This is a genomic window from Phycicoccus sonneratiae, from assembly GCF_016887965.1.
Taxonomy (GTDB): domain Bacteria; phylum Actinomycetota; class Actinomycetes; order Actinomycetales; family Dermatophilaceae; genus Phycicoccus; species Phycicoccus sonneratiae.
The window spans coordinates 187,374-213,034 of the sequence record NZ_JAFDVD010000003.1; the positions used below are offsets into that span (position 1 = coordinate 187,374).

Annotated in this window: 18 protein-coding genes; 9 read left to right on the forward strand and 9 right to left on the reverse strand. The window is 75.5% G+C overall.

What is annotated here, in order from left to right:
- The first annotated feature begins 190 nt into the window (after positions 1-190).
- Positions 191-1,639, forward strand: a complete 1,449-nt coding sequence (locus tag JQN70_RS01645) for an MFS transporter (protein ID WP_307835755.1) — start codon at positions 191-193, stop codon at positions 1,637-1,639.
- Between the two features lie 15 nt (positions 1,640-1,654).
- Positions 1,655-2,131, forward strand: a complete 477-nt coding sequence (locus JQN70_RS01650; RefSeq protein ID WP_204129569.1) for a hypothetical protein — start codon at positions 1,655-1,657, stop codon at positions 2,129-2,131.
- On the opposite strand, the gene yczE is transcribed toward JQN70_RS01650, so the two are convergent.
- Positions 2,064-2,780, reverse strand: a complete 717-nt coding sequence (gene yczE / locus JQN70_RS01655; RefSeq protein WP_239110396.1) for a membrane protein YczE — start codon at positions 2,778-2,780, stop codon at positions 2,064-2,066. The genes JQN70_RS01650 and yczE overlap by 68 nt on opposite strands.
- A 61-nt stretch (positions 2,781-2,841) precedes the next feature.
- Between yczE and yczR the strand changes: the two genes are divergently transcribed.
- Both yczR and JQN70_RS01665 read left to right on the forward strand, forming a co-directional pair.
- On the forward strand, positions 2,842-4,314 hold the full coding sequence (gene yczR / locus JQN70_RS01660) for a MocR-like transcription factor YczR (protein WP_307835756.1): 1,473 nt from the start codon (positions 2,842-2,844) through the stop codon (positions 4,312-4,314).
- 49 nt (positions 4,315-4,363) lie between these two features.
- Entirely contained in the window at positions 4,364-5,314 is a 951-nt protein-coding gene (locus tag JQN70_RS01665) for an acyl-CoA thioesterase (protein WP_307835757.1), read from the forward strand.
- Positions 5,315-5,324: 10 nt separating this feature from the next.
- Here the strand turns inward: JQN70_RS01665 and JQN70_RS01670 are convergent, their stop codons facing one another.
- The 7 genes from JQN70_RS01670 to glgX are packed head-to-tail and all read right to left on the reverse strand — an operon-like array spanning position 5,325 to position 19,543.
- Positions 5,325-6,008, reverse strand: coding sequence for an ABC transporter ATP-binding protein (locus JQN70_RS01670; protein ID WP_307835758.1), 684 nt, complete (start codon positions 6,006-6,008; stop codon positions 5,325-5,327).
- Positions 6,005-6,958 (reverse strand): ABC transporter ATP-binding protein, encoded by a 954-nt coding sequence (locus JQN70_RS01675; RefSeq protein ID WP_204129571.1) that lies wholly within the window; start codon positions 6,956-6,958, stop codon positions 6,005-6,007. The genes JQN70_RS01670 and JQN70_RS01675 overlap by 4 nt, the downstream gene beginning before the upstream one ends.
- Positions 6,955-9,843 (reverse strand): hypothetical protein, encoded by a 2,889-nt coding sequence (locus JQN70_RS01680; protein ID WP_204129572.1) that lies wholly within the window; start codon positions 9,841-9,843, stop codon positions 6,955-6,957. Before JQN70_RS01680 ends, JQN70_RS01675 begins: the two co-directional genes overlap by 4 nt.
- Complete coding sequence (locus tag JQN70_RS20755) at positions 9,840-12,980, reverse strand: FtsX-like permease family protein (protein ID WP_204129573.1); 3,141 nt, start codon at positions 12,978-12,980, stop codon at positions 9,840-9,842. Before JQN70_RS20755 ends, JQN70_RS01680 begins: the two co-directional genes overlap by 4 nt.
- Positions 12,981-13,036: 56 nt before the next feature.
- Positions 13,037-14,935 (reverse strand): malto-oligosyltrehalose trehalohydrolase, encoded by a 1,899-nt coding sequence (gene treZ / locus JQN70_RS01690; protein ID WP_204129574.1) that lies wholly within the window; start codon positions 14,933-14,935, stop codon positions 13,037-13,039.
- On the reverse strand, positions 14,932-17,388 hold the full coding sequence (treY, locus tag JQN70_RS01695; protein ID WP_204129575.1) for a malto-oligosyltrehalose synthase: 2,457 nt from the start codon (positions 17,386-17,388) through the stop codon (positions 14,932-14,934). The genes treZ and treY overlap by 4 nt, the downstream gene beginning before the upstream one ends.
- 4 nt (positions 17,389-17,392) lie before the next feature.
- Positions 17,393-19,543, reverse strand: coding sequence for a glycogen debranching protein GlgX (gene glgX / locus JQN70_RS01700; protein ID WP_204129576.1), 2,151 nt, complete (start codon positions 19,541-19,543; stop codon positions 17,393-17,395).
- Between the two features lie 186 nt (positions 19,544-19,729).
- On the opposite strand from glgX, the gene fabG reads away from it, so the two are divergent.
- On the forward strand, positions 19,730-20,485 hold the full coding sequence (gene fabG, locus JQN70_RS01705; protein WP_204129577.1) for a 3-oxoacyl-ACP reductase FabG: 756 nt from the start codon (positions 19,730-19,732) through the stop codon (positions 20,483-20,485).
- A gap of 148 nt (positions 20,486-20,633) precedes the next feature.
- Positions 20,634-21,704, forward strand: coding sequence for a hypothetical protein (locus JQN70_RS01710; RefSeq protein WP_204129578.1), 1,071 nt, complete (start codon positions 20,634-20,636; stop codon positions 21,702-21,704).
- A 76-nt stretch (positions 21,705-21,780) separates the two neighbouring features.
- Here the strand turns inward: JQN70_RS01710 and JQN70_RS01715 are convergent, their stop codons facing one another.
- Positions 21,781-22,926, reverse strand: coding sequence for an acyl-CoA dehydrogenase family protein (locus JQN70_RS01715; protein ID WP_204129579.1), 1,146 nt, complete (start codon positions 22,924-22,926; stop codon positions 21,781-21,783).
- A 95-nt stretch (positions 22,927-23,021) separates the two neighbouring features.
- On the opposite strand from JQN70_RS01715, the gene JQN70_RS01720 reads away from it, so the two are divergent.
- The 3 genes from JQN70_RS01720 to JQN70_RS01730 are packed head-to-tail and all read left to right on the forward strand — an operon-like array spanning position 23,022 to position 25,637.
- Positions 23,022-23,678, forward strand: a complete 657-nt coding sequence (locus JQN70_RS01720; RefSeq protein WP_307835759.1) for a TetR/AcrR family transcriptional regulator — start codon at positions 23,022-23,024, stop codon at positions 23,676-23,678.
- A 15-nt stretch (positions 23,679-23,693) separates the two neighbouring features.
- Entirely contained in the window at positions 23,694-24,902 is a 1,209-nt protein-coding gene (locus JQN70_RS01725) for an O-antigen ligase family protein (RefSeq protein ID WP_204129581.1), read from the forward strand.
- Positions 24,903-24,911: 9 nt separating this feature from the next.
- Positions 24,912-25,637: a class I SAM-dependent methyltransferase gene (locus JQN70_RS01730; protein ID WP_204129582.1), complete on the forward strand. Its 726-nt coding sequence runs from the start codon at positions 24,912-24,914 to the stop codon at positions 25,635-25,637.
- The last annotated feature ends 24 nt before the right edge of the window (positions 25,638-25,661 follow it).

The following is a 25,661-nucleotide window of genomic DNA, read 5'->3' on the forward strand; positions in this document are numbered from 1 at the left end:
GCGACCGCTCTCGGTTGCTCCGGATCGTGAAGCAGCCGAGAGTCTGCGCACCCCCTTCCACCCGCCGCCCCTCTCGGTTGCCCCCGGATACGACTCAACCGAGAGTCCCCGCAGCACCCCACCCTGAACAGCGCCGGGCCATCCCGCCCCTCCGACACCGCCCGGCCACCGCACCACCTAGCGTGGCCGGGTGAGCCAGGAGATTGAGGAACGCGCCGACACCACCCGCGACGACGCTCCCGACCCCCGGCGCTGGCGCATCCTCGGCGTCACCCTGACCGTCGGCTTCATGGTGCTGCTCGACGTGACGATCGTGAACGTCGCGATCCCCTCGATGCGCACCGGCCTCGACACGAGCGCGGGCAGCATCCAGTGGGTCGTCTCCGGGTACGCCCTGGCCCTCGGGCTGGTCCTCGTCAGCGGCGGCCGGCTCGGCGACGCGCACGGGCGGCGGAGGATGATGCTCATCGGCCTCACCGGCTTCGTGCTCGCTTCCGCTGCAGCCGGACTCGCGCCGCACGTCGCCGTCCTCGTCGGCGCCCGCCTCGTCCAGGGCGTGGCCGCGGGCCTGCTGACCCCGCAGAGCTCGGGGCTCATCCAGTCCCTGTTCCGCGGGCCGGAGCGGGGCATCGCGTTCGGGCTGTTCGGCTTCACCGTGTCCGTGTCGTCGGCGATCGGGCCGGTGCTCGGCGGGCTGCTCATCGCGGCGTTCGGCGAGGAGAGCGGCTGGCGCTGGATCTTCCTCGTCAACGTGCCCATCGGCGCGGTGCTCCTCGTCGCCATCGCCCGCCTCGTGCCCGGCCGGGTCGACGACGACACCCCGCCGGACACCCGTCTCGACGGGCGGGGCGCCGTGCTCCTCGGCGGCGCCGTGCTCGCCCTGCTCTACCCCGTCGTCAGCCTCGAGACGGGCCAGCGCTGGCCGCTGCTGCTCCTGCTGCTCGTCGCACCCCTCGGGGTCGCCTTCGTCCGGCACGAGCGGGCGGTCGTCGGTGCCGGGGGGTCGCCCCTGCTCGACCTCGGCCTGCTGCGGACCACGCCCGGCTACGCCAGCGGCATCGCCGTCGGCAGCCTCTACTTCACCGGCTTCACCGGCGTCTTCCTCGTCCTCAGCGTCTACCTCCAGGACGGCCTCGGCTACACGCCGCTGCACGCCGGCCTGTTGCTCACCCCCTTCGCGGTCGGGTCCGCCGTCGCGGCGCCGCTCGCCGGCCGGGTCGTCAGCCGGGTGGGGCGACCGCTCACCGTCATCGCGCTCAGCGTGATGATGGCCGGCCTCGTCGCCCTCGCGCTCGTCGCGCCGGGCGAGGCGCCGGTGGCCTGGCTCGTCCTCGCCCTCCCGCTCCTCGTCGCGGGGCTCGGCGGGGGGGCCGTCGTCTCGCCGAACATCACCCTCTCCCTCGCCGAGGTCCCCCCGCGGATGGGCGGAGCCGCCGGCGGCGCGCTGCAGACCGGCCAGCGCATCGGGGCCGCCATCGGGGCGGCGGTGCTCATGACCACCTACCAGGTCGCGGTGTCCCGCACCGACGACCCGGGCTCGGCGCTGCGCTGGGCGCTCGGCGCCTCGCTCGTCCTCCTCGCCTGTGCCTGGGCCGCGGCGGTGTGGTCCTGGCGGGCCGAGCCGGCAGCTCGTCCCTGACCTAGGGTGGACGCCATGGCTGACGAGTACTCCTTCGTCGAGGACCACCGTCGGCGCTGGCTCGACGCCGGCGTGGTCGGCACCGCCCTGGCCGTGCTCGCCGCGACGGTGCTCCTGAGGTCCGGTGGCGACGGCCTCGACCTGACGCCCGACGGCGGGTGGGACTGGGCGGTCACCGCGCTCGCCCTCGCCGCGGTCCCGGCCTGGCTCGTCCTCGGGGACGGCGCGTTCGACGGGTGGTCGCAGGGCCGGGGGCTCGCCGTGTCCGGCGATCGGCTCGTCGTCGACGAGGTCGTCTTCGTCTTCCACGAGCTGGCGGCGGGGACCGCGCAGCTCGTGGCCCCTCCGTCCGGCGACGGGGCGGTCTCGGTGCCCCTCGACGACGGCGGGTCGGTGCGGGTGCGTCCGCGCGACCCCGAGGCGTTCAGCGCCGCGCTGCGGGACGCGTACGTGCGGTGGGCCGTGGGGCCGGAGCCTCGAGCCGCACGGTGAGCAGCGGCAGGAAGAACTGGACGACCGGGCCGATGAGCAGGGCATAGAGCACGGTCCCCACGCCGACGATCCCGCCGAGCAGCCAGCCGAGCGTCACGACGGTGACCTCGAGGCAGGTGCGCACCAACCGGATCGAGCGGCCGGTGCGGCGAGCCAGGCCGGTCATCAGGCCGTCGCGCGGCCCGGGGCCGAGCTGGCTGCCGATGTACATCGCCCCCGCGGCGCCGTTGCCGACGACCCCGACGACCATCGCGACGACCCGCCAGCCGAGCGACTCGATCGGCGGCACGACCGAGAGCGTCGCGTCGGTCGCCAGGCCGATGACGACGGCGTTGAGCACGGTTCCGAGCCCCGGCCACTGCCGCAACGGGATCCACAGCAGCAGGACGACGAAGCTGCTCGCGATGACCATCTGACCGTAGGTCATCGGGACGTGCAGCGTCAGCCCGTAGGTGAGGACGCCCCACGGCTCGAGCCCGAGCGTCGCCCGCAGCATGAGCGCCATCGTCACGCCGAACAGCCCGAGCCCGACGAGGAGCTGGACGACACGACGCGGCAGGTGGCCGGCGCGCAGCTGCTCGAGCGGGGTCATCGGCACGAGCTCGACGCGTCGGCCGACCGAGCGGCGGGCCAGCTGGAGCGGGGTCATGGGGTCCATCGTGGGGTGAATTGGCACTGGATTCGAGGGCCAATCGTGCCACAGTGGCCTCGTGACCGCGCCCGCTCCCGCCACCCCCACCGTCAGCGCCGCCCGCACGGCCCGCCTCGTCGGTGACGTCGCGGCGAGCCGGCCGGCCTACCGGGCCCTCGCCGACGCCCTGCGCCTGGCCGTCGCCGACGGGCGCATCCCGGTGGGCACCCGCCTGCCGAGCGAGCGCGACCTCACCGGGCCGCTCGGCGTCAGCCGGACGACGGTGACCCGCGCCTACGACGTCCTCCGCGAGTCCGGGTACCTCACCTCGCGGCGCGGCTCGGGGTCGGTCGCCACCCTCCCATCGGCACCCCTGCGCCGGGGCACCGGCGGCCTGTACCCGGCCGACGTCGCCGAGGGCGTCATCGACCTCACCTGCGCGGCGACGCGGGCCCCCGCCGGCGTCGTCGAGGCCTACGAGCGGGCCGTCGAGCGCCTCCCCTCCTACCTCTCCGGCGCCGGCTACCTGACCCACGGTGTGCCCGACCTGCGCGAGGCGATCGCCCAGCGCTACCGCGACCGCGGGCTGCCGACCTCGGCCGACGACGTGCTCGTCACCTCCGGCGCGGTCGCCGGGCTGGGAGTCGTGGCCCGTGCGCTGATGCGCCCCGGCGACCGGGTCGTCGTCGAGGACCCGACCTACCCGAACACCGTCGACGCCCTCCGGGCCGCCGGCGCCCGGCTGCGCCCGCTCGTCGTCGACCCCGACGGCTGGGACCTCGACGAGGCGGAGCGGACGGTCGAGGCGGCGGCGGGCCGGGCGGCCGTCCTCATCCCCGACTTCCACAACCCGACCGGCGCCCTGATGCCCGACGAGCAGCGCGCCCGGCTGGCCCGGGCCCTGACGGCCGCCGGCACGACACCGGTCGTCGACGAGACGATCGCCGAGATCGACCTCGACGGCGGACCGCCGGTGCTCCCGTTCGCCGCCCACGCCGCGGCGGCGGTGACCATCGGCAGCGCGTCGAAGTCGCACTGGGGCGGCCTGCGCACCGGCTGGGTCCGGGCGCCGCGCGGGGCCCTGCGCCCGCTCGTCGAGGCCCGCGTCTCGGGCGACCTCGGCGCCCCGGTCCTCGAGCAGCTGGTGCTCGCCGAGCTGATGCAGCGCTCCCCCGGCCTGACCCCCGAGCGCCGTGACGACCTCGTCGCCGCCCGGGCGGCCCTCGTCGCGGCCCTGGCCGACACGCTCCCCGAGGTGCGGTGCCTCGTGCCGCGCGGTGGGCTCTCGCTCTGGTGCGAGCTGCCCGCCGACCTGTCCTCGACCGCCCTCGCGGCGGCCGCGGAGGACGAGGGGCTGCTCGTCGCGGCCGGCCCGCGGTTCGCCGTTGACGGCGGCCTCGACCGGTGGCTGCGGCTGCCGCACGTCCTGCCCCCGGCGTCGATGGTCGAGGCCGTGCACCGGCTGGCCCGCGCCGCCGGGCGGGTGCGCTCCGGCCGGACGGTCGCCCGTCGCGGCACGCGTGCCCGTCCGCGTCGCCCCCTCGTCGCCTGAGGAGGATCGGCGTTCGGCCAGCGGGCGGCCGCTGGATATCGTGGCGCGCGTGACCAGCGAGCACCCGGACCCCCTCGTCGACCTCCTCGAGACCCTCGACCTCGAGGAGCTCGGCTCGGCGCAGGTCAGCGTCCAGCCGCGCGACGCCTCGCTGCCGGAGGGCCTGACCCTGCCCGAGACCTTCGCCGAGGACATCACCCTCTTCCGTGGGCGCAGCCAAAAGCAGCCGCACGGGCGGGTGTTCGGCGGCCAGGTGCTGGCTCAGGGCGTCGTCGCCTCCGGCCGCACGGTCGTCGGGGTCGGCGACGTGCCCCGGCGCCTGCACTCCATCCACGCCTACTTCATGCGCCCCGGCGACGACACCCGGCCGATCACCTTCAGCGTCGAGCGGATGCGCGACGGCCGGTCGTTCTCGACCCGCAGGGTGCACGCCATCCAGCACGGCAAGCCGATCCTCTCGATGAGCGCGTCCTTCCAGGAGCCCGACGGCGGCCTCGACCACCAGGACCCGGCCCCGGACGTCCCCGGCCCCGAGACCCTCCCCTCGCTCGCCGACCTGTTCGCCGGCGTCGACGACCCCCGCGCCCGGCACCTGTCGCGCCGCGCCATCGAGCTGCGCCACGTCGAGGGCAACCTCTTCGCCGCTCCGGCCGCCGAGCAGGTCGCGGCCCAGCACGTGTGGATGCGCGCGGTCGGCCGGCTGCCCGACGAACCGCTCGTCCACGACGCCGTGCTCGCCTACGCCTCCGACTACAGCCTCCTCGAGCCGGTGCTCCGACGCCACGGACTGCCCTGGAGCACACCGGGACTCAAGATGGCCAGCCTCGACCACGCGATGTGGTTCCACCGCCCGGCGCGAGCCGACGAGTGGGTCCTCTACGCGCAGCAGTCGCCGTCGGCCCAGGGTGGTCGCGGCCTCGGCGTCGGCCGGATGTTCGCCGCCGACGGCACGCTCGTCGCGTCCGTCGCCCAGGAGGGGATGGTCCGCGTCCCCGACTGACCGCGTCTGGTCAGGTGGCGGTGACGAGGTGGCCGTCGGCGATCTCCAGCACCCGGTCGGCGGTCGAGAGCAGCGCCGGGTCGTGGGTGGTGACGAGGGTGGTCATCGTCCGCTCCTTGGCGAGCCGGGCGATGAGCTCCATGATCTCCCGGCCGGTCTCGGAGTCGAGCTGCCCCGTCGGCTCGTCGGCGAGGAGCAGCCCGGGTTCGGCGACGAGGGCCCGGGCCAGCCCGACCCGCTGCTGCTGGCCTCCGGACAGCTCGTCCGGCCGGTGCTCGCCGTGGCTGCCGAGCCCGACGTGCTCGAGCGCCTCGCTGACCCGGCGCTCACGCTCCGCGCCGTCGACCGCCCTGAGCCGCAAAGGGACCCCGACGTTCTCACGCGCGCTGAGGATGGGCACGAGCCCGAAGGACTGGAACACGTAGGAGACCGGTCCGCGGCGCAGCGCCAGGAGGTCGGCGTCCGACATCCCGGTGACCTCGCGGTCCCCGAGGTGCACCGTGCCCGCGTCCGGCCGGTCGAGGCCGCCGATGACGTTGAGCAGGCTCGTCTTCCCCGACCCCGACCGTCCGCGCACGGCGACCAGTTCGCCCGGCGCGACCTCGAGCGAGACCCCGCGCAGGGCGTGCACCGCGGTCGGGCCGGAGCCGAAGGTCCGGCGCACGTCGTGCACGCGCAGCAGGTCCCCGCTCACCGCTGCTCCTGCCCGTCCTCGTCGGGACGTCCGGTCGGCCACACCCCGATGTGGTCGGGCTCGAGCCCGAGACGCACCCGGTCGCGCATGGCGAGCGAGGTCGTGAACGCCTTCGGCAGCTGGAGGCGACCGGCGCGGTCGAGGACGGCGTACTCCTCGGCCACCCGCCCGACGGCGCCGTCGGCCCCGACCTCGTCCCGGCGCAGCACCTCGGTCGAGGTGCGCCCGTCGCGGATGCCGACCGTCCGGGCCACCTGCTCGCTGACGAGCACGTCGTGCGTGACGACGAGGACGGTGGTGCCGAACTCGGTGTTGGCGCGGCGGATGGCCTCGAAGACCTCGTCGCTGCTGCGGCTGTCGAGCTCGCCGGTCGGCTCGTCGGCGAGGAGCACGCGCGGGCGGTTGGCCACCGCCACGCCGAGCGCCACCCGCTGCTGCTGCCCGCCCGAGAGCTGGCCCGGCCGCCGGTCGGCGCAGTCGGCGATGCCGAGCACCTCGAGGGTCTGCCGCGCGCGCGAGGCCCGCTCGCGCCGCCGCACCCCACCGAGGAGCATCGGCAGCTCGACGTTCTCGGCGGCCGTCAGGTAGGGCAGGAGGTTCGCCGCGGCCTGCTGGAAGAGGAAGCCCACGGTGCGCCGTCGGTACTCGAGGCGCTCGCGGCCGGCCATCGACCCGAGGTCGTGACCGGCCACCGTGGCCAGGCCCGCGCTCGGGGTGTCGAGCCCCGAGAGGATGCCGAGCAGCGTCGACTTGCCCGACCCGGACGCCCCGACGAGGGCGACGAGCTCCCCGCGCCGCACCTCGAGGTCGAGGCCCTGCAGCGCCACGACCTCGAGCCCCTCGGCCCGGAAGATGCGAACGAGGTTGTCGCAGAGGATGTCCGGGCCGTCGGGCCGATCCGTGTCACGGCGGCGCCGGCGGCTGGTGGCGGTGGTGGTGGTCGTGGTCATGCCGTGTCTCCCGTGCGCAGGTGGTCGGCGAGCCGGCCGCGGCGGGCCGCCGCGGCGTCGAGGACGAGGGCCAGGGCCCCGAGGACGATGACGAGCGCGCCGGCGCCGACGGCGGCCGGCGGCACGACGGGCAGCGGCGGACGCGGCGCTCCGCCGGTGAACGGCGCGAGGTCGACGGCCGCGGCGACGAGCGACGGGGCGACGGCGCCGACCACGGCGCCCGCGAGTCCCGCGAGCGCGACGACCGGGAGCACCTCGGTCCAGGCGAGGGCGCGTTCGCCACCGTGGGGCAGACCCATCGTCCGCAGCCGGATGACCAGCGCCGCGCGCTCGGGTCGGGTCGCGACGAGGAGGAGGACGACGGCCAGCAGGGTCAGCACCCCGGCCAGCAGCGCCCCGGCGAGGTAGGTGCCGGCCACGAGGGACGGGAGGGCGCGCCCGGAGACCCGCCGCTCGGCGGCCGCGACCGTGTCGACGCCGGTCACCCGGCCGCTCGGGGTCGCCGCCGCGGGGTCGCGCAGGGTCCGCAGCGCCTCGGCCGCCGAGGTGTCGGCCGCGACGAGGGCGGTGTTCGGCTGCACCGAGGGGACGAGCTCGGTGAGCCGGTCGAGCGGGGCGAGCACCGCCGGGACCTCGCGGCCGGCCCCGAGCCGGACGAGCGCCGGGTCGACGACGACACGGTCCACGGGCACGCGGGACCCGCGCAGTGCGAGCTCGAGGTCGTCCCCGGTCACCGTGCCCGGGCCGACGAGCAGGGTGAGCCCGTCGCCCGTCGACGCGGGCACGGCGGTGTCCATCCGCAGCGGTGTGCCACCCAGGAGCCGCGCATACTCCGCCGGGTCGGCCCCGACGACGACGACGGGGGTGGCCCGGCGCCCGCTGACGAGGGTGGCGCCCGGCGCGACGTACGCCCGGACCACCGACTCGACCCCCGGGCGGGAGGCGAGGGCCTCGGCGTCGTCGGCGTCGACCCGGACGGCGTCGACCCGCACCTCGGCACCGACGGCGCGGAACGCGGAGACCTCACGCTGGTCGCCGATGGTCACGGTCAGGGCGGCGAACAGCGCGAGGACCGCCGCCCCGACGACGACGGCGAGCACGGGCAGGGCCGCGGTGGCCCCGGTGCGCGCCGCCCGGGCGAGCCCGAGGAAGGCGACGAGCCCGCGCCGCCGCGACGCCACGCGCGCCGCGGCCCGCACCGGCACGGGCAGCACCCGGAGCACGACGAGCGCGGCCGCGACCGCGACGAGCACCGGGGTCAGCGCGGCGTACCAGTCGGTGCGCCCCGCGGCGATCTCGCCGCCCCGGGCCCGCACGGTGCCGACGGCCGCGGCCGCGACGGCGAGCACGGCGAGCTCGGCGACGACCCGGCGCGCCGTGCGCACCAGCCGCGCTCGGCGGACCGCCTCCTTCCCGGAGTCGTCGTGCTCGAGCGAGCGCACGCGCACGAGGACGGCGACGGCCGCCGCGAGGGCGGGGACGACGGCGACGAGCGCGACCTGCACCCACGTCCCGCTGCCCTGCGACCCGCGCACGAGGAGGACCACGGGCACGACGGCGAGGAGGGCCAGCGGTAGCGCCGGGAGCGCGGTGCCGCCGACGACCTGGCCGAGCAGCTGCACCAGCGAGGCACCCCGGGCCCGCACGAGGCGCACCTCGGCGCGCCGTCGGGCCACGGCGACGACGGCGGTAAGCGCGAGGACGAGCGCCGCGAGCGCCGTGAGCCCGGCCGTCGCGAAGGAGGTCATGACCCGCACGCTGGCCACCGACGCCTCGTAGCCGTCGAGGACGCTCGCCAGCCCGGTCGTCACGTCGAGCGGCGTGGAGGTGGCGGACGACAGGCGGGTGTCGGTGTCGAGCCGGACGAGGACGCGGCGCAGGCGCGGCACGTCGGCGGCCACCAGGCGGCCGGCCTCGAGCGGGTAGCGCCAGGTGGAGGTGAGCACGGGCGACTCGCCGGCCTGCTGCCCGGTCGAGGGGTCGGGGCGCGAGAGTCCGTCCGAGACGGCGCCGTACGACGCGGCGTCGGCGACCACGGCCCCCTCCTTGATGACGCCGCCCTGGGAGGCCTCGATGGCGGCGAGGCCGGTCATCCGCGGCTCGGCCTTCCAGAACCCGTCGCTCGGGTCGGTGGCGACGAAGGTGCCGCTGACCACGAGGGCGAGCGGCGTCAGCCGGCCCTGCGGCACGAGGGTCAGCGCGTCGCCGACCTCGACGTGCCACGCCCGCGCGGTCGACTCCGCGAGCGCCACGGGGACGACGGCGGTGACGTGCCCGCGGGCCACCGGCGCGAGGGATCGCGTCGTCGTCGGGGCGGTGGGCGCCCCGCCGGCCGCCCACCGCACGTGCGACGACAGGCCGCTCTGGACGCGGACGACGGCCAGCGAGCCGTCCTGGTTGAGCGGCGTGCCGTCCGGGTGGGCGATCGTCGCCGAGTCGCTCTGGGCCGCCCAGCTCGGGGTCCCGAGCAGTCGCTGCACCTCCGGGCCGACGACGTCCCGGAAGGTCGCGTCGACCCGCTCGAACGGGGGCTGGGGCCCCGGCCCGGGGGTGGTCGAGGGGACGGGGACGTCGAGGAGCGAGGCGGGCACCGCGCGCAGCCCGATCTCGCGGGCCTCGGCCGGGGCCGCGGCCACGGCGTCGCCCACGGCCTCGTCGACCGCGACGGACTCGACCCGGGGCGTGACGACGAGGTAGGCGGCCGTCACCGCGGCGAGGACGGCGAGCACGACGGCCGGGGCCCGACCGGCGAGCAGCCCGCGCCAGGCGAGCGCCCGGGCCCCGAGCCCGGGGGACGCCCCGCCGGGGTCGTGCCGCGAGGCGACGTGGCGCCCGGGCTCGTGGCGCCCGGACTCGTGGCGACCGGGCTCGTGGCGCGTGGTCATCCGCCCTCCCCCTCGCGCAGCTCGCCGGCGAGGTCGCGACTCGTGCGCCGCAGGACCACCGCCCCGACGAGCGAGAGGGCGAGCAGGAGCAGCGCCGCGTAGCCGGCGAGCTCGCCGACCGGCAGCCGCACGAGCACGCCCGGGACCTGGGGGTGCCCGTCCCCGCCGACGAGCAGCGGGACGACCGTGACCGCCGCGACGACCCCGAGCACCACGCCGACGAGCACCGTGACGACGACGACGAGCACCCGCTCGAGGACGAGGACGGTGCGGATGCGGCCGGGCGGCATGCCGAGGGCGAGGAGTACGGCGTTCTCGTGCCGACGGGCCCGGCCCAGCGCCGCCGTGCTCGCGGCGAACCCGACGCCCGCGAGCAGCACCGACGCCAGCGTGACGAGGAGCATCGCCGAGCGCATCCCCGCGTTGACGGGGTCGCCGCGGCGTTGGGCCGCCTCCTCGTCGGCGACGAGCACCGTCGTCCCGTAGGGCGCCTCGGCGCGGACCGCCCGCGCGGCGGCCTCGGGGTCGGCCGGCGCCGCCCACCACTCCTGCGGCTCGAAGACGCTGCGGCTGCGGACGTCGGAGCCCCCGCCCACCCGCTCGGGCGTGGCCTCGACGGTCGGGAGGTCGAGGAGGATGCCGCGGCCCGGCACCTGCGCGGTCGGCAGGGAGTCGACGACCGACACGACGGTGACCGGCAGGTCGCGCACGCCGAGGGGCAGCGTCACCTGCCGTCCGGCCCCGACCCGCAGCGCGTCGGCGACCTCGCGGGTGACGACGGCGGGGACCGGCCGGGAGGCTCCCGGCGCGGCGGCGAGCCACAGGCCCGAGCGGTCGGAGGAGGCCCGCAGCCCCCGACCGACCTCGACCGGGGTGCCGTCGGCGGCCAGCGCCCTGACGACGAGGTCGAACGACGGCTCGGGCAGGAAGTAGTAGGCGTAGTCGGGCAGCGGCACCGAGACCCCGACGACGGCCAGCGGCGGCACGAGCCCGAGCCCGCGCAGGTCGGCGACGAGGGGGCGCGGCGTCGTCGAGACCGCCCCGAGGGGCACCGAGGAGACGAGCCCGCGGGCGTCGCGGACCCGCACCGAGGCGGCGAAGCCGTCCGGGCCCAACGGGGAGTCGGTGACGACCTCGGCGGTGACGGTCAGCCGCTCGGGCGCGCCGGGGAGGGCCACACCGCCCCCGAGGTCGCGTCCGGCCGCGAGCCGGCCGGCGACGTCGGTCCACGGGTCGTCGAGGGTGTCCGGGCGCGGCGAGAGGACCCGGCGGGCGGCCTCGGCGTCGACGCCGAGCACGGTGACCCCCGAGACGCCCCCGAGCTCGACCGCGCCCCGCCACACCGGCGTGACCCGGTCGGCGCCTCCCGCCGCACGGTCGACGAGGGTGCCGATGCCCGCGCTGCCGGGCCCGGCGACCTCGCGCACGACCCGCAGCGGCGCCCCGGTGTCGAACGCCGACTGGTCGGCGATCGCCCCCTCGACCGTGGACCGGTGACCGAGCGCGATGGTGCCCATCCCCACCGAGAGCAGGACGAGGAGGAGGGTGCCGCCCTGACCGGCCGCACGCCGGGCGAACTGCCACCCGCCCCAGGCCGCGTCGAGACCGGGGCCCCGGGCGCCCCAGGTGGCCGCCGCCCGGGCCAGCACGGGGAGCAGGCGCAGGCAGATCACGGAGAGGCCGGCGACGACGAGGGCGGGGGCCGCCGCCGTCAGCGGGTCGACCGTCGTCCCCGCGAGGGTGTCGTAGCGCCGCAGCTGGACGGCGGCGAGCGCCCCGAGCACGACGAGCACGAGGTCGAGCCCGGAGCCGGCGGCCAGCCGCAGGCCGGCGCGGGTGCGGCCACCACCGCGCGTGCGCCCGACCCACAGGGTCGTCACCACGGTCACGGTCACCGCGAGGACGGCCAGCGGGAGCGCGCTGCGCCAGAGCACCGGGTCGCGCAGCGACGTCGTCGACCACAGGGGTCGCTCGCCCGAGACGAGCCGGACGACCACCGGGGCCGCCAGCACGGTGCCCGCGACGCCGAGCGCGGCGACGACCGCCGCGTCCCCGAGCGCGAAGGCGGCGAGCCGGGCGGTCGAGGCCCCCCGGGTCCGGAGCAGGCGGGTCTCGGTGTCCCGCACCGTGGCGAGCAGCGCAGCCGCCCCGACGAGGGCCACCGTCCCGAGCAGGACGAGGAGGATCGTCGGGGTGAGCAGGGAGACCCGCACCCGTTCGGCGACCTGCCCTGCCCCCGCGTACAGCGGCGGCAGCGTCGTGAGCACGCGCGGGCTCGCGGCCGGCACCGACGGGGTGGGCGCACTCGCCGGGTCCCCCTCGACGAGCGGCAGGCCCACCGCGCGGCGCAGGCCCTCGACGAGGTCGTCGGTGCGCGTGGAGAGGGCCGGGAGGTCGGCGACGCGGACCCCGGCGAGGTCCGGGACCGCCCGCCAGGTGACCGTCGACGGACCGACGAGCGGCCCGTCGAAGGTGCCCGGGCCGACGACGAACGGCCCGTAGGTGGTGAACTCGGACTCGGTGACGCCCTCGAGCCCGAGCGGCAGGTCCTCCCAGATGCCGTCCCGGGGCGAGCGCGGGAGGAAGGTCCCGACGACCTCGACGGTGACGACCGGCGCCTCGGCGTCCACGAGGTCGGCGAGCCGCAGCGTGTCGCCGACCCCGACGCCCAGGCCGGTGGCGGCCGCCTCGGGCAGGGCGACCTCGACCCGTCCGGTGCCGGTGGCCGCGGCGTCGGACGGGCGCTCGGGCCACCGTCCGGCGGTGAGCCGGGCGGCGGTGTCGATGCCCTCGACGTCAGCGAGCAGGGCCCGGTCGGTGGCCGCGCGCCCCGGCAGCGAGCGGGTCGTCGCGGTGCCGACGCGCGTGACGGCCGCCCGGGGCAGCCCGGCCGCGGCCCGGGCGAACACGGCGTCGACGGCGTCGAGGTCGCCGGGCCGCACCGACGCGGAGAGGACGAGCGAGCGCTCGGTGGCGGGGACGTCGAGGGCCGAGCGGACCCCGGCCTCGGTGATGGCGGCGGACAGCAGCTGGAGCGCGGTGACGACGACGAGCGCGGCGAGCACCGACACGGCGATCGCGGCGACGGCCACGGGGTGCGCCCCCAGCCGGCGGCGCAGCAGCCGCGCACCGCCCACGTCGCCCCGCTCCTCACCGGGCGGCCGCTCCGCCCCCCGGGCAGGCTAGCCGCCGGTCAGGGGCGCTCCGCGGCGAGCACGGACACGGATCGGCAACGATGTGTGATGGTCCCGCCGTCCGGTGCCGCGCCGTCGGGATCCCACGCGAGGAGCACCTCGCCGGCCCCGTCGACCGGCACCGACCCGCCGGACCCCGCGAGCGTCACGACGACCGCGTACGCCGGCCGGCCGGCCGGTGCGTGCCGCAGCACGAGCCACCGCGCGGCCTCGTCGACGTCGACCTCGACGTCGGCGAACCGGGTGGGTCCGGTGCCGAGGAGCCGGCGTCGCAGCGCGGTGAGGTCGGTGTACCACCGGAGCATCCGGGCGTGCGCGGGCGCGGCGACCTCGGACCAGTCGAGGACCGAGCGGTCGCGCGTCGCGGGCTCCTGGGGGTCCGGGACGTCGTCGGCCGACCAGCCGTGCGAGCCGAACTCCGCGCGCCGGCCCTCGCGCACCGCGTCGGCCAGCCAGTCCTCGGCGAAGCTCGTGAAGAACTGCCACGGGGTCGAGGCCGCCCACTCCTCGCCCATGAAGAGCATCGGGGTCGTCGGCGCCAGGAGGTAGAGGGCAGCGCCGGCGGCCTGGAGCGCCGGGTCGTCGACGAGCGCCGAGATGCGTTCTCCCGTGGCCCGGTTGCCGACCTGGTCGTGGGTCTGGAGGTAGCCGAGGAGGCGGCGGGCGTCGAGTCCGTCGCGGTCGACCGGCGCACCCCAGGCGCGTCCGCGGAAGGAGGAGTGCGTGCCGTCGTGGAGGAAGCCCCGGGTGAGGACCTTGGCGAGCACCGCGAGCGGCCCGCGCTCGGCGCCGTCCGGGCTCCCGGCGAAGTCCGCGTAGTAGCCCTGCGCCTCGCCCGTCAGCGTCACGTGGAGGGCGTGGTGGACGTCGTCGTCCCACTGCGCCGTCATCCCCCGGCCACCGTCGGCGGTGGGCGTGACCATCACCGGGTCGTTGAGGTCGGACTCGGCGACGAGGTCGAGCGGCCGGCCGAGGTCGAGGGCCAGGGCGGCCACCTCGTCGGACAGCTCGGCGAGGTAGTGGCGCGGCGAGTCGTCCTTGAGCTCGTGGACGGCGTCGAGGCGCAGGGCGTCGACGTGGAAGTCGCGGAACCACCGCAGCGTGCTCTCGACGAGGAAGCGGCGCACCGTGGCCGACCCGTCGTCGTCGAGGTTGACGGCGGCACCCCACGGGGTGTGGTGGCCCTCGGTGAAGTACGGGCCGAAGCGCGAGAGGTAGTTGCCGCTCGCGCCGAGATGGTTGTGGACGACGTCGAGGCACACCCCGAGGCCGCGGGCGTGGCAGCCGTCGACGAAGCGCGCGAAGGCCTCCGGGCCGCCGTAGGCGTCGTGCACCGCATAGAGCCCCACGCCGTCGTAGCCCCAGCCGCGGTCGGTGGGGAAGGCGGCGACGGGCATCACCTCGACGACGTCGACGCCGAGCGCGACGAGGTGGTCGAGGTGGGTGAGGGCGGCGTCGAAGGTGCCCTCCGGGGTGAAGGTGCCGACGTGCAGCTCGTAGAAGACCGCGCCGAGGCCGCCGGCGCCGTCGCGCGGGCCGCGCCATCCGGTGTCGGTCCACGGGAAGGCGGCGGTGTCGACGGTGCGGCTCGGGCCGTGGACGGTGCCCGGCTGCCAGGCACTGCGGGGGTCGGGCAGGGCCGGCTCGTCACCGTCGAGGACGAAGGCGTAGTCGACGGCCCCGGTGCCCGCCGGCAGCTCGTGGCGCCACCAGCCGTCGGCGGCCGGCTCCATCGCCTCCCGCCGCGCCCCCGCGCGTCCGTCATTCGACACATTCGTCGATTCGTGGACGTCCCGGCGTCCAGGAAGTGACACATTCGTCGATTCGTGGACGGGAGACCACTCGAGCTCGACGCGCTGCGCGGCCGGCGCCCAGACCTCGACGACCGGCCCGGTCACGAGGGGTCCTGCCGCACGAGGAGGGCGACCGGTCGGTCGGCGAGCAGCTCGGTGAGCGCCGCTGCGCCGGAACCGACCTCGCGCCCCGAGAGCACCTCGACCCACTCCCCCGGCGGGACCTCGACGGATGCCTCGCCGAACCCGCCGGCGTCCGCGAGCCGCCCGGCGGCCCGGGTGACGACGGTGACCGCGCGGGGTCCCTCGGCGTCGCCGCGCGCGAAGGCCAGTGCGTGCGCCGTCCCGGTGGCGACCGGCGCGTACGACGAGTCCGGCCCGACGAACGCCGCCGGGTGGTCGCGCCGCAGCCTCAGCGCGAGCGCGGTGAGCCGCATCTTGTCGTCGTCGAGGTCGAAGCACGGCTCGTCGTCGTCGACGCGGGCCAGCCGCTCGCGGCGGTCGGCCCAGTCGACGGGCCGGCGGTTGTCGGGGTCGACGAGCGAGAGCATCCCGATCTCGCAGCCCTGGTACACGTCGGGGACCCCGGGCATCGTCAGCTGGACGAGCTTCTGCCCGAGGATGTTCGCGCGCACGGCCGCGTCGTGCGGGCCGGTCCAGGCGTCGAGGTGCTCGTGCACGGCGAGGTCGCGGCCGAGCGCGCGGGCGTACGCGACGACCTCCGCCTCGTACGCGTCGTCGCCGTCGACCCAGGCGGTGTGCACCTTGGCCTCGCGGACCGCCTTGAGCAGGTACTCCTCGAGGCGGGCGCCGGAGATCGGCCACGTGCCGACGAGGGTCTGCCACACGAGGTACTCGGTCGGCGCGTCGACCCGCGGGGTGCGGTGCGGTGCCGCGATCTCCCGGGCCGCCTCAAGCCAGCCCGCCCAGCCGGGGGCGTCCTCGGCGAGCACCATGAGCCGGGCCCGGGTGTCCTCCGAGCGCTTCGTGTCGTGCGTCGTCAGGGTCGTCATCGACGTCGGCCACTCGGCCTGCTGCCGGGCGCACCAGTCGTGGAAGGTCTCGACGTCGGAGGCGAGCACCTCCGGGTGGCCGCCGACCTCGTTGGCCCCGGCCAGCCGGAACCACCGGTAGAAGGCGGTGTCCTCGATGCCCTTGGCCATCACCGGGCCGCAGGTCTGCTGGAACCGGACCCGGAACTCGTCGGCGACCCGGCCGGTGTCGGACGCGGCCTCGGGCACCTCGCGGTCGAGGACGAGACGGACGACGAGGTCGAGCGCGTCCTCGTCGCTCGGGGCGAGCACCGCGCGTGCCCGCCCGGCGGCCCCGTCGACGACCGCGGCCTGCTCGGGGTCGACGCCCCGGCCGGGGACGAGGTAGGCGCGGTAGCGGTCCATCGACACGAGGAGGGCCTCGAGCGCCCGGCGCACCGAGGCGGCGTCGGCGTCGGGCACGACTCGGCGCACGAGGCGCATCAGCCGGTCGACCTCGGCGGCCTGGACGTCGTCGACGACCAGCCGCTTGCTCTCGAGCACGACGTCGTCGAGGTCCGCCCGCTCCGGGGCGACCTCGGCCCAGAGCCGGTCGAGGGTGCCGGTGTCGTCGGCAGGGGTCAGCACCTGCTGGACGCGCAGCAGGGCGTCGTAGCCCGTGGTCCCGGAGCAGCGCCACGCCTCGGGCAGCCGCTCCTCCCCCTCGAGGATCTTCTCGACGACCACCCAGGCGTCGCCGGTGGCGGCCGCGAGCCGCTCGAGGTAGCCGCCGGGGTCGGCGAGGCCGTCCGGGTGGTCGATGCGGAAGCCGTCGACCTCGCCGTGCCCGTGCAGCGCGAGGAGCAGCGCGTGGGTGGCGGTGAACACGACGGGGTCCTCGACCCGCACCGCGACGAGCGAGGTGACGTCGAAGAAGCGCCGGTAGTTGAGCGCGTCACCGGCCTCGCGCCAGCTGGAGAGCCGGTAGGCCTGGGCGTCGACCAGCGCGGCGAGCGGCAGGTCCTCGGTGCCCGGCGCGACGGGGAACTCGTGGTCGTAGTAGCGCAGGACGGCCTCGGCCCCGCTGGGCCCGCCGTCGGTCGCCAGCACCAGCTCTTCGCGCTCGAGCACCTGCGCCAGGGTGCCCCCGAGCACCGGCATGAGGAGGCGGTCGTCCTCGACGGCCCAGTCGACGTCGAACCAGCCGGCGTACGGCGAGCGCCGGCCCTCGCGCAGCAGCGACCAGAACGGCGCGTTGAGGTGCTCGGGCGACGGCACGGCCATGTGGTTCGGCACGACGTCGACGACGACCCCGAGCCCGTGCTCGCGGCACGCCGCGACGAGCCGGTCGAAGGCCTCCCGGCCCCCCGCCTCCTCGCTGACCCGGGTGTGGTCGAGGACGTCGTAGCCGTGCGCCGACCCCGGCGCCGCCTGGAGCACCGGCGAGAGGTAGACGTGCGACACCCCGAGCGAGGCGAGGTAGGGCACCTGCTCGGCGGCGGCGTCGAACCCGAAGCCGCCGTGCACCTGGAGGCGGTAGGTGGCCGTCGGGACCACGCGGGCGGGGTCGGGTCGGTGGACCGCCACGGTGTCAGGCCCTCGTCGCGCCGGCCGCCCCGGCCGCCGGGGTCGGGGTCTCGCGGGGCGCGCGGAGCACGATGAGCGCGCGGCCCTCGACCGAGACCTTCGAGGCCGCGTCGTGCCACTCGGGCTCGACGACGGCAGCAGCGGTGTCGACCTCGGTGCACCAGCGCTCGCCGTACTCGCTGCCGGGGAGGACGAAGTCGCGCGCCTCGAGGTCGGCGTTGAAGAGGACGAGGAAGTCGTCGTCGACGACCGGGCGGCCGCGCAGGTCGGGGCTCGGGATGGCCCGGCCGTTGAGGAAGACCGTCATCGTGCGGGCCTGGCCGTCGGACCAGTCGCTCTCGCCCATCGGCTCGCCCTCGGGCTGGAACCAGGCGATGTCGCCCATCTCGGACTGCCCGCCGTGGTCGGCGCTGCCGGCGAAGAACCGGCGCCGGCGGAACACCGGGTGCTCGCGGCGCAGCCGGGCGAGGGCGGCGGTGAAGGCGACGAGGTCGCGCTGGTCCTCCGACAGCTCCCAGTCCATCCACGACAGCTCGTTGTCCTGGCAGTAGACGTTGTTGTTGCCGTCCTGGCTGCGGCCGATCTCGTCGCCGTGGGCGACCATCGGCACCCCCTGGCTGAGCAGGAGGGTCGCGAGGAGGTTGCGCTGCTGGCGGGCGCGCAGCGTGTTGACCCCCTCGTCGTCGGTCGGGCCCTCGGCACCGCAGTTCCAGGAGCGGTTGTGGCTCTCGCCGTCGCGGCCGTCCTCGCCGTTGGCCTCGTTGTGCTTCTCGTTGTAGGACACCAGGTCCCGCAGCGTGAAGCCGTCGTGGGCGGTGACGAAGTTGATGCTCGCGATGGGCTTGCGGCCGCTGTGCTCGTAGAGGTCGGAGGAGCCGGTGATGCGGGACGCGAACTCGCCGAGCGAGCCGGGCTCGCCGCGCCAGAAGTCGCGGACGGTGTCGCGGTACTTGCCGTTCCACTCGGTCCACAGGGGCGGGAACCCGCCGACCTGGTAACCGCCCTCGCCGATGTCCCAGGGCTCGGCGATGAGCTTGACCTGGCTGATGACCGGGTCCTGCTGGATGAGGTCGAAGAACGCCGAGAGCTTGTCGACCTCGTGGAACTGGCGGGCCAGGGTGGCCGCGAGGTCGAAGCGGAAGCCGTCGACGTGCATCTCGGTGACCCAGTAGCGCAGCGAGTCCATGATCAGCTGGAGCACGTGCGGGTTGCGCATGAGGAGGCTGTTGCCCGTGCCGGTCGTGTCGTAGTAGTGCTCCTTGGCGTCGTCGACGAGCCGGTAGTACGCGGCGTTGTCGATGCCCCGGAAGCAGATCGTCGGGCCCATCTCGTTGCCCTCGGCGGTGTGGTTGTAGACGACGTCGAGGATGACCTCGATGTCGGCCTCGTGCAGCGCCTTGACCATCGCCTTGAACTCGGTGACCTGCTCGCCGCGCTGGCCGCGGGCGTAGGCGTTGTGCGGCGCGAGGAACCCGATGGTGTTGTAGCCCCAGTAGTTCGACAGCCCCTTGGCCTGGAGCGAGGTGTCCTGGACGAACTGGTGCACGGGCATCAGCTCGATGGCCGTCACGCCGAGGTCGGTCAGGTGCTCGACGACCGCGGGGTGCCCGATGGCGGCGTAGGTGCCGCGGATCTCCTCGGGGATCTCGGGGTGGGTCATCGTCAGGCCGCGCACGTGCGCCTCGTAGATGACGGTGTCGTGGTACTCGTGGCGTGGCGGGCGGTCGTGACCCCAGTCGAAGTACGGGTTGGTGACGACGCCGAGCATCGTCTTGCCGAGGCTGTCCTCGGTGTTGCGGACGGTGGGGTCCTCGAAGTCGTACGAGAAGAGCGCCTGGTCGTTGGCGACCTGGCCCTCGACGGCCTTGGCATAGGGGTCGAGGAGCAGCTTGCTGGGGTCGCAGCGGTGCCCGTTCTCGGGGTCGTAGGGGCCGTGGACGCGGTAGCCGTAGCGCTGCCCCGGCTGGACGGCCGGCAGGTAGCCGTGCCAGACGAAGCCGTCGACCTCGGGCAGGTCGAGGCGCGTCTCGGTGCCGTCGTCGTCGACGAGGCAGAGCTCGACGCGCTCGGCCACCTCGCTGAACAGGGCGAAGTTCACGCCGCTGCCGTCGTACGTGGCGCCGAGGGGGTACGCCGTGCCGGGCCAGATCTCCACAGGTGGTGCCTTTCGTGGGGTGTCGCTGCAGGCCAGCGACGCTGCCGGCGGCGCGCGGCCGTCCGGCGGCGCGAGGGTCCCAACCTACCCGCCGCGAGCCGTGCGCCGGTCCCCGCCGTCGAACCCGGACGCCGGTCGCTCGGTTAGGGTCGGCGCGGACCCACCCGCGACCCGAGGAGCACCCCCATGACCGAGCAGCGCGTCGCCGTCGTCACCGGAGCCGCCCGCGGCATCGGGGCCGCCACCGCCGAGCGACTGGCCCGCGACGGGTTCGCCGTCGCCGTGCTCGACCTCGACGAGGCGGCGTGCGAGGAGGTCGCGGGGCGCATCCGCGACGGCGGCGGGTCGGCCGTGGGCGTCGGGGTCGACGTAGCCGACGCCGCGGCCGTCGCCGCCGGGGTGGCCCGGGTCGCCGACGAGCTCGGGCCGCCGGTCGTCCTCGTCAACAACGCCGGCATCATCCGCGACAACCTGCTCTTCAAGATGACCGAGGACGACTGGGACGCCGTCATGGGCGTGCACCTCAAGGGCTCGTTCCTCATGACCAAGGCCTGCCAGGCGCACATGACCGAGCAGCGCTACGGCCGCATCGTCAACCTGTCCTCGTCCTCGGCGCAGGGCAACCGCGGGCAGGCCAACTACTCCGCCGCCAAGGCCGGGCTCCAGGGGTTCACCAAGACCCTGGCCATCGAGCTCGGCAAGTTCGGCGTCACCGCCAACGCCGTCGCCCCGGGTTTCATCCAGACCGACATGACCCGGGCCACCGCCGAGCGCCTCAAGGTCTCGTTCGAGGACTTCATCACCCACACGGCCGCCCAGATCCCCGTGGCGCGGGTCGGGCAGCCCGAGGACATCGCGGCGACCATCTCCTTCCTCGTCTCCGAGGAGGCCGGCTTCGTGAGCGGCCAGGTCGTCTACGTCGCCGGCGGCCCGCTCGACTGACGCCCGGCTCGCGCCCGCGCCGGGGTGCGCTCGCCCCGCCGGCGCCACCTCGCCCCGCCGGGGTGCTGTGGCACCCCGGCGCCGCAGGATCACCCCGGCGAGGCCCGCGGCGCCGTCCAGGTCGATTCTCGACGAAGCCACGCTGTCCATGGCGTGGCTGACCTACGGTGTCACCGTGACGGGCTGGGGTGGCGACGTGCTGTACGAGCACAGGTACGTGGTCGACCGGGCCTTCCAGCGAGCGGCGCTGCACCTCGCTCCGAGCATGATCGTGACGTTGGCCGTCGCCGCCGGGAGCGTGCTCGCGGCGCTCCTGCACTGGTCGACCACCCTCCCCTGGGGTCCCGCCCTCGTCGCGGGAGCGGTCGGCGCACCATTGTCCGTGGCAGCCGTGATGCTCCTGCGCTCGATGGATACCCGGCGCCGTCTCCCTGTGGGCATCCCGCTCGTCTTCCGCGTCAGGGAGTCCGGGGTCCAGTTCGGCCTCGACGGTCGGGAGCGGAGCCGCCCGTGGAGCGAGGTCACTCGGATACTCGTGTTCGATGGCTCGGTGGTCGTGCGGTCCGTGCACGGCGACGACATAGTCATCCCCGCCGAGGCGGTGGGCCCGGAGGGCGCCGAACGTCTCTGCGCCGTCGCGCGAAGCATCAGCGCCCAAGAGCCACGGCAGGCGACGGCCCGATCGGGCACAGACGAGGAGACCGCGGGAACGGCGGAGGTCGATGAGACCAATCGGCCGAGCGTGCGTCTCGACCCCGCCCTCGCCGACTCGCTGGCCGCGGCAGCCGCGGAGGTCATCGTGCGCCCGATCGTCGCCACGGCCATCGTCCTGATGCTGCTGTCGCCCGTCGCCGCCGTCCTCCTCGGCCGCGGCGCGCCCGTTCCGCACCTCGTAGGCGCTACCTTCCTCGGCGCGGTGCTCGTCCGCTGGCTGCTCCCGGCCGCCGTGCGACGCAGCGTGCGCAAGAGGCTGCTCCCAGTGGGGCGCACTGCGATGGACGTGGAGGTTTCCTCGACGCCCGGAGGCTTCCGGCTCCGGATCGACAACCGAGCCGAACTCGTGGGGTGGGCACAGTTGCGACGCATCCAGCGGCACCGGGACGCGGTCGTCCTCGTCTCCCGGGACGGGTCTCCCCGCCTGGTCCTCCCTGTCGAGGCCTTTCCGGCACCTCTTCTGGCGGAGGGCCGACGGGCGGTCGCGACGGCCCGCGTCGCCTGACTCGGCTCTCGAGCCGACCCACCGACGACGACGCCCTCGGACCGCGCGGTCCGAGGGCGTCGTGGTGTCCGGGGCGTCAGAGGCCGAGGTCGCGGCCGATGAGCTCCTTCATGATCTCGTTCGAGCCGGCCCAGATCTTCGAGACGCGGGCGTCGCGCCAGGCACGGGCCACGCGGTACTCGTTCATGAACCCGTAGCCGCCGTGCAGCTGGACGCACTCGTCGAGCACCTCGTTCTGCACCTGCGCCGAGAACCACTTCGCCTTCGCGGCGTCGACCGGGGTGAGCTTGCCCTCGGCGTGCGCCGCGATGCAGTCGTCGACGTAGGCCTGGGTGACCTCGAGCTTGGTCAGCAGCTCGGCCATCTTGAACTTGTTGTGCTGGAACGCCCCCACCGGCTGGCCGAAGGCCTTGCGCTCCTTCGTGTACTCGACCGTCTCGCGGAAGATCTGGAACGCGTGCGCGGTGTTGGCGACGGCCGCCCCGATGCGCTCCTGCGGGAGGCGCTGCATCATCGCGACGAAGCCCATGCCCTCCTCGCCGAGCCGGTTGGCGTCGGGGACGCGGACGTCCTCGAAGAACAGCTCGGAGGTGTCGGCCTCCTCCTGCCCGACCTTGTCGAGCTTGCGGCCGCGGGTGAAGCCCTCCATGCCCTCCTCGACCATGAGCAGGGTGATGCCCTTGGCGCCCTTGGACGGGTCGGTGCGGGCGGCGACGATGACGAGGTCGGCCTGGTAGCCGTTCGTGATGAAGGTCTTGCTGCCGTTGAGCACCCAGTGGTCGCCGTCGCGGACGGCGGTGGTCTTGAGGGCCGCGAGGTCGGAGCCGCCGGACGGCTCGGTCATGGCGATGGCGGCGATGAGCTCGCCGTTGGCCATGCCGGGGAGCCAGCGCTCCTTCTGCTCCTGGGTGCCGAGGTCGACGATGTACGGCGGGCAGACGTCGGAGTGGATGCCGAAGCAGGACGACACCGCGAAGTTGAAGCCGGCGATGACCTCGGCGGCGATCGCGTTGAAGCGGTAGTCCTCGGCGCCCATGCCCCCGAACTCCTCGGGGATGTCGAGGCCGAAGAGCCCCTGCTTGCCGGCCTCCTTCCAGATGTCGCGCTCGACCGACTTGACCTCGAGCATCTGCTCGGCGCGCGGCTTCAGGGTGCGCTCGACGAACTCGGCGACGGAGGCGCGGAAGTCCTCGTGCTCGGCGGCGTAGACGTTGCGGGGCATGGGGCTCCTCGTGGCGGCGGGCGGGGTGGCGTGCGGCACGCCACCATTGACTAAGCGCTTGCTTAGTGTGACCCGGGTGCGGCATGCTGTCAACCGTGCCCAGCACCCCGCCGCTCACCGAGACCGCCGTCCTCGCCGCGCTCGCGCCCGAGGGCGGGCGCCCCGGCGGGGCCACCGACGTCTCCGACACGGCGGTCCGGATCATGCTCGCCGCGGCCGACGCCTTCGCCGAGCACGGCTTCCCCGCGACGACCACGCGCGACATCGCCTCGCGTGCCGGCCTCTCGCCCGCCGGCGTCTACGTGCACTTCGCCTCCAAGGAGGTGCTCCTCTTCGAGATCAGCCGGCGCGGCCACGCCCGTGCCCGCGACCTGCTCGTCGAGGCCGCCCGGGACGCCGCCTCCCCCACCGAGGCGCTGCGGGCCATCGTCGGCGGCTTCTCGCGCTGGCACGCCGAGCACCACCAGCTCGGACGCATCGTCCAGTTCGAGTTCCGCCACCTCTCCCCCGAGCACCGGGCCGAGGTCATCGAGCTGCGCAAGGACATCGACGGCGTCGTCGCCGACGTGCTGCGCGCCGGCGTCGAGAGCGGCGAGCTCGACGTCGACGACGTCCCCGCCACCGCGCTGGCCCTGCTGTCGATGGCCATCGACGTCGCCCGCTGGTACGTGCCGGGCGGGCGCCGCACCCCCGAGGCCATCGAGCGGACCTACGGAGACCTCGCGGTCCGCCTCGCGCACGGCCGCGGGTAGGGGACACTGGGGCGCGTGAGCACCACGCCGCGCGCGCCCGGGGTCACGGCCGGGGTGGGGTCCCCCGCCGCCGACGCCGACCTCCCCGCGTCCCGGCAGCCCACCCGGCTCGCCGAGCTGCTCCTCGGTGCCGTCGTCCTCTACGCCTGGGCGCCACCGGGCGTCCCGGGCTTCCTGTCCCTCGGCCTCGTCGCCGTCGCCGCCCTCCTCGGCCTCGCCCTGCTGCGCCCCGGTGCGACCCGGCTCGGCGGGCCCGGCGGCGCGCTCGGCTGGCTGGCGCCGGGGCTGGTCCTGCTCGTCGGCTACCTCGTCCTCGTCTCGATCTCCTCGCCGGACGACTCGATCTCCGGCTGGCCGCGGCGGGCCGTCCGGCTGACGATGGTCCTCGCCCTCCTCGTCGCGGTCGTCTCCGGGCGGGTGCACTGGCCCTCCCTCGTGCGCGGGGCCGCCCTCGGGCTCGTCGCGAACGCCGTGCTCTTCGTCGCCGGCGTCGCCCCCGCGCCCTACGGCGAGTACCTGTCCGGCTTCCTCCTCGACAAGAACCAGGCCGGCCTGGCCTACGCGGTCGTCACGTTGCTGATGCTCGGCCTCGTCGACGAGCGACGGCGGCAGGTGGCCGTCGTGCTCGTCGGGGCCTCCCTCGTCTGGCTCACCGGGTCCCGCACCTCGATCGCCGCCCTGGCGTGCGGGCTCGCCTGGATCGTGCTGCGCCCGCGGCTGGCCCCCGCGGGGCGGGTGGCGCTCGTCGTCGCGCTCGGGGTCGCGGTGCAGGTGGTCGAGAACAACTTCGCCCGGGCCGGCGTGTTCGCCAGCCGCGACGGCTCCGACGCGTTCCGTGCGCGGATCGACGAGGCCTCGCAGGCCAAGCTCGCGGGCAGCCCGTTCCAGGGCCTCGGGCTCGGCGAGTCCTGGGTGGCCATCGGCGACCGGCAGTACCTCTTCCACAACTCGTACTGGGCGGCGCTCGTCGAGGGCGGATGGGTCCTCCTCGGCGCCTACCTGCTGCTCGTCGCCGCGGCCGTCGGGCTCTGGCGCCGCAGCCCGGCCGAGCACGTCTGGGTCGCCGCCGAGGGGGCCAACCTCGCCGTCCTCGTCTGTGCGCTGCGCCTCGGCGAGGTCTTCGGCGCGACGGCGGCGACCCTCGCGCTCGCCGGCGGGCTGCTCGGCCTCCTCGCGGCCCGGGAGGCCCGGGGCGCCCCCGGGCCCGCGCCCGGCGCTCGGTAGCCTGACCCGGTGACTGCGCTCGGCCACGGCGGCTCCCCCTCGATCGCGGCGCCGGACTACTGGTGGTACCGGGCCCGCGCCGACCTCCTCGAGTCCGCGCTGCGTGATCTCGTCGAGGGCGTGGGCACCGCCCTCGACCTCGGCAGCGCCGACGGCCCGAGCGCGGCCTGGTTCCGCGAGGCGGCCGGGCGCGTGGCCTCCCTCGACATCGACCCCCGCGGCCTCGGCAGCGACGGGGTGTGCGGGTCGGCCCTCCAGCTGCCCTTCGCCGACGGGACGTTCGACGCGGTCGCCGCCTTCGACGTCATCGAGCACTGCGCCCCCGAGGCCGACGCCCTCACCGAGGTCCACCGCGTGCTGCGCCCCGGCGGGCGCTTCCTCATGTCCGTCCCGGCCTACACCTGGGCCTGGACCGACTTCGACGTCGCGAACGGCCACCACCGGCGCTACACCCGCCGCCGCGCGGTCGCGGCCGTCGAGGCGGCCGGCTTCCGCGTCGAGCGGGCCACCTACGGGTTCACGACCGTCTTCCCGCTCTTCGCCGCCGAGCGGGCGGTGCGCAAGCTGACCCGCCGCCGCACCGACGGCCCGCACGACATCGTCGAGGTGCCGCAGGTGCCCCCGGCGCTCAACTCGGCGCTGCGCTCGCTCTGCGGGGTCGACCGGGCCGCGCTGCGGCGCACCGACCTCCCCTTCGGCTCGTCGGTCTTCCTCGGCGCCACCCGCACCGGCTGACCCGCTGCGGCGCGGCGCCCGGGG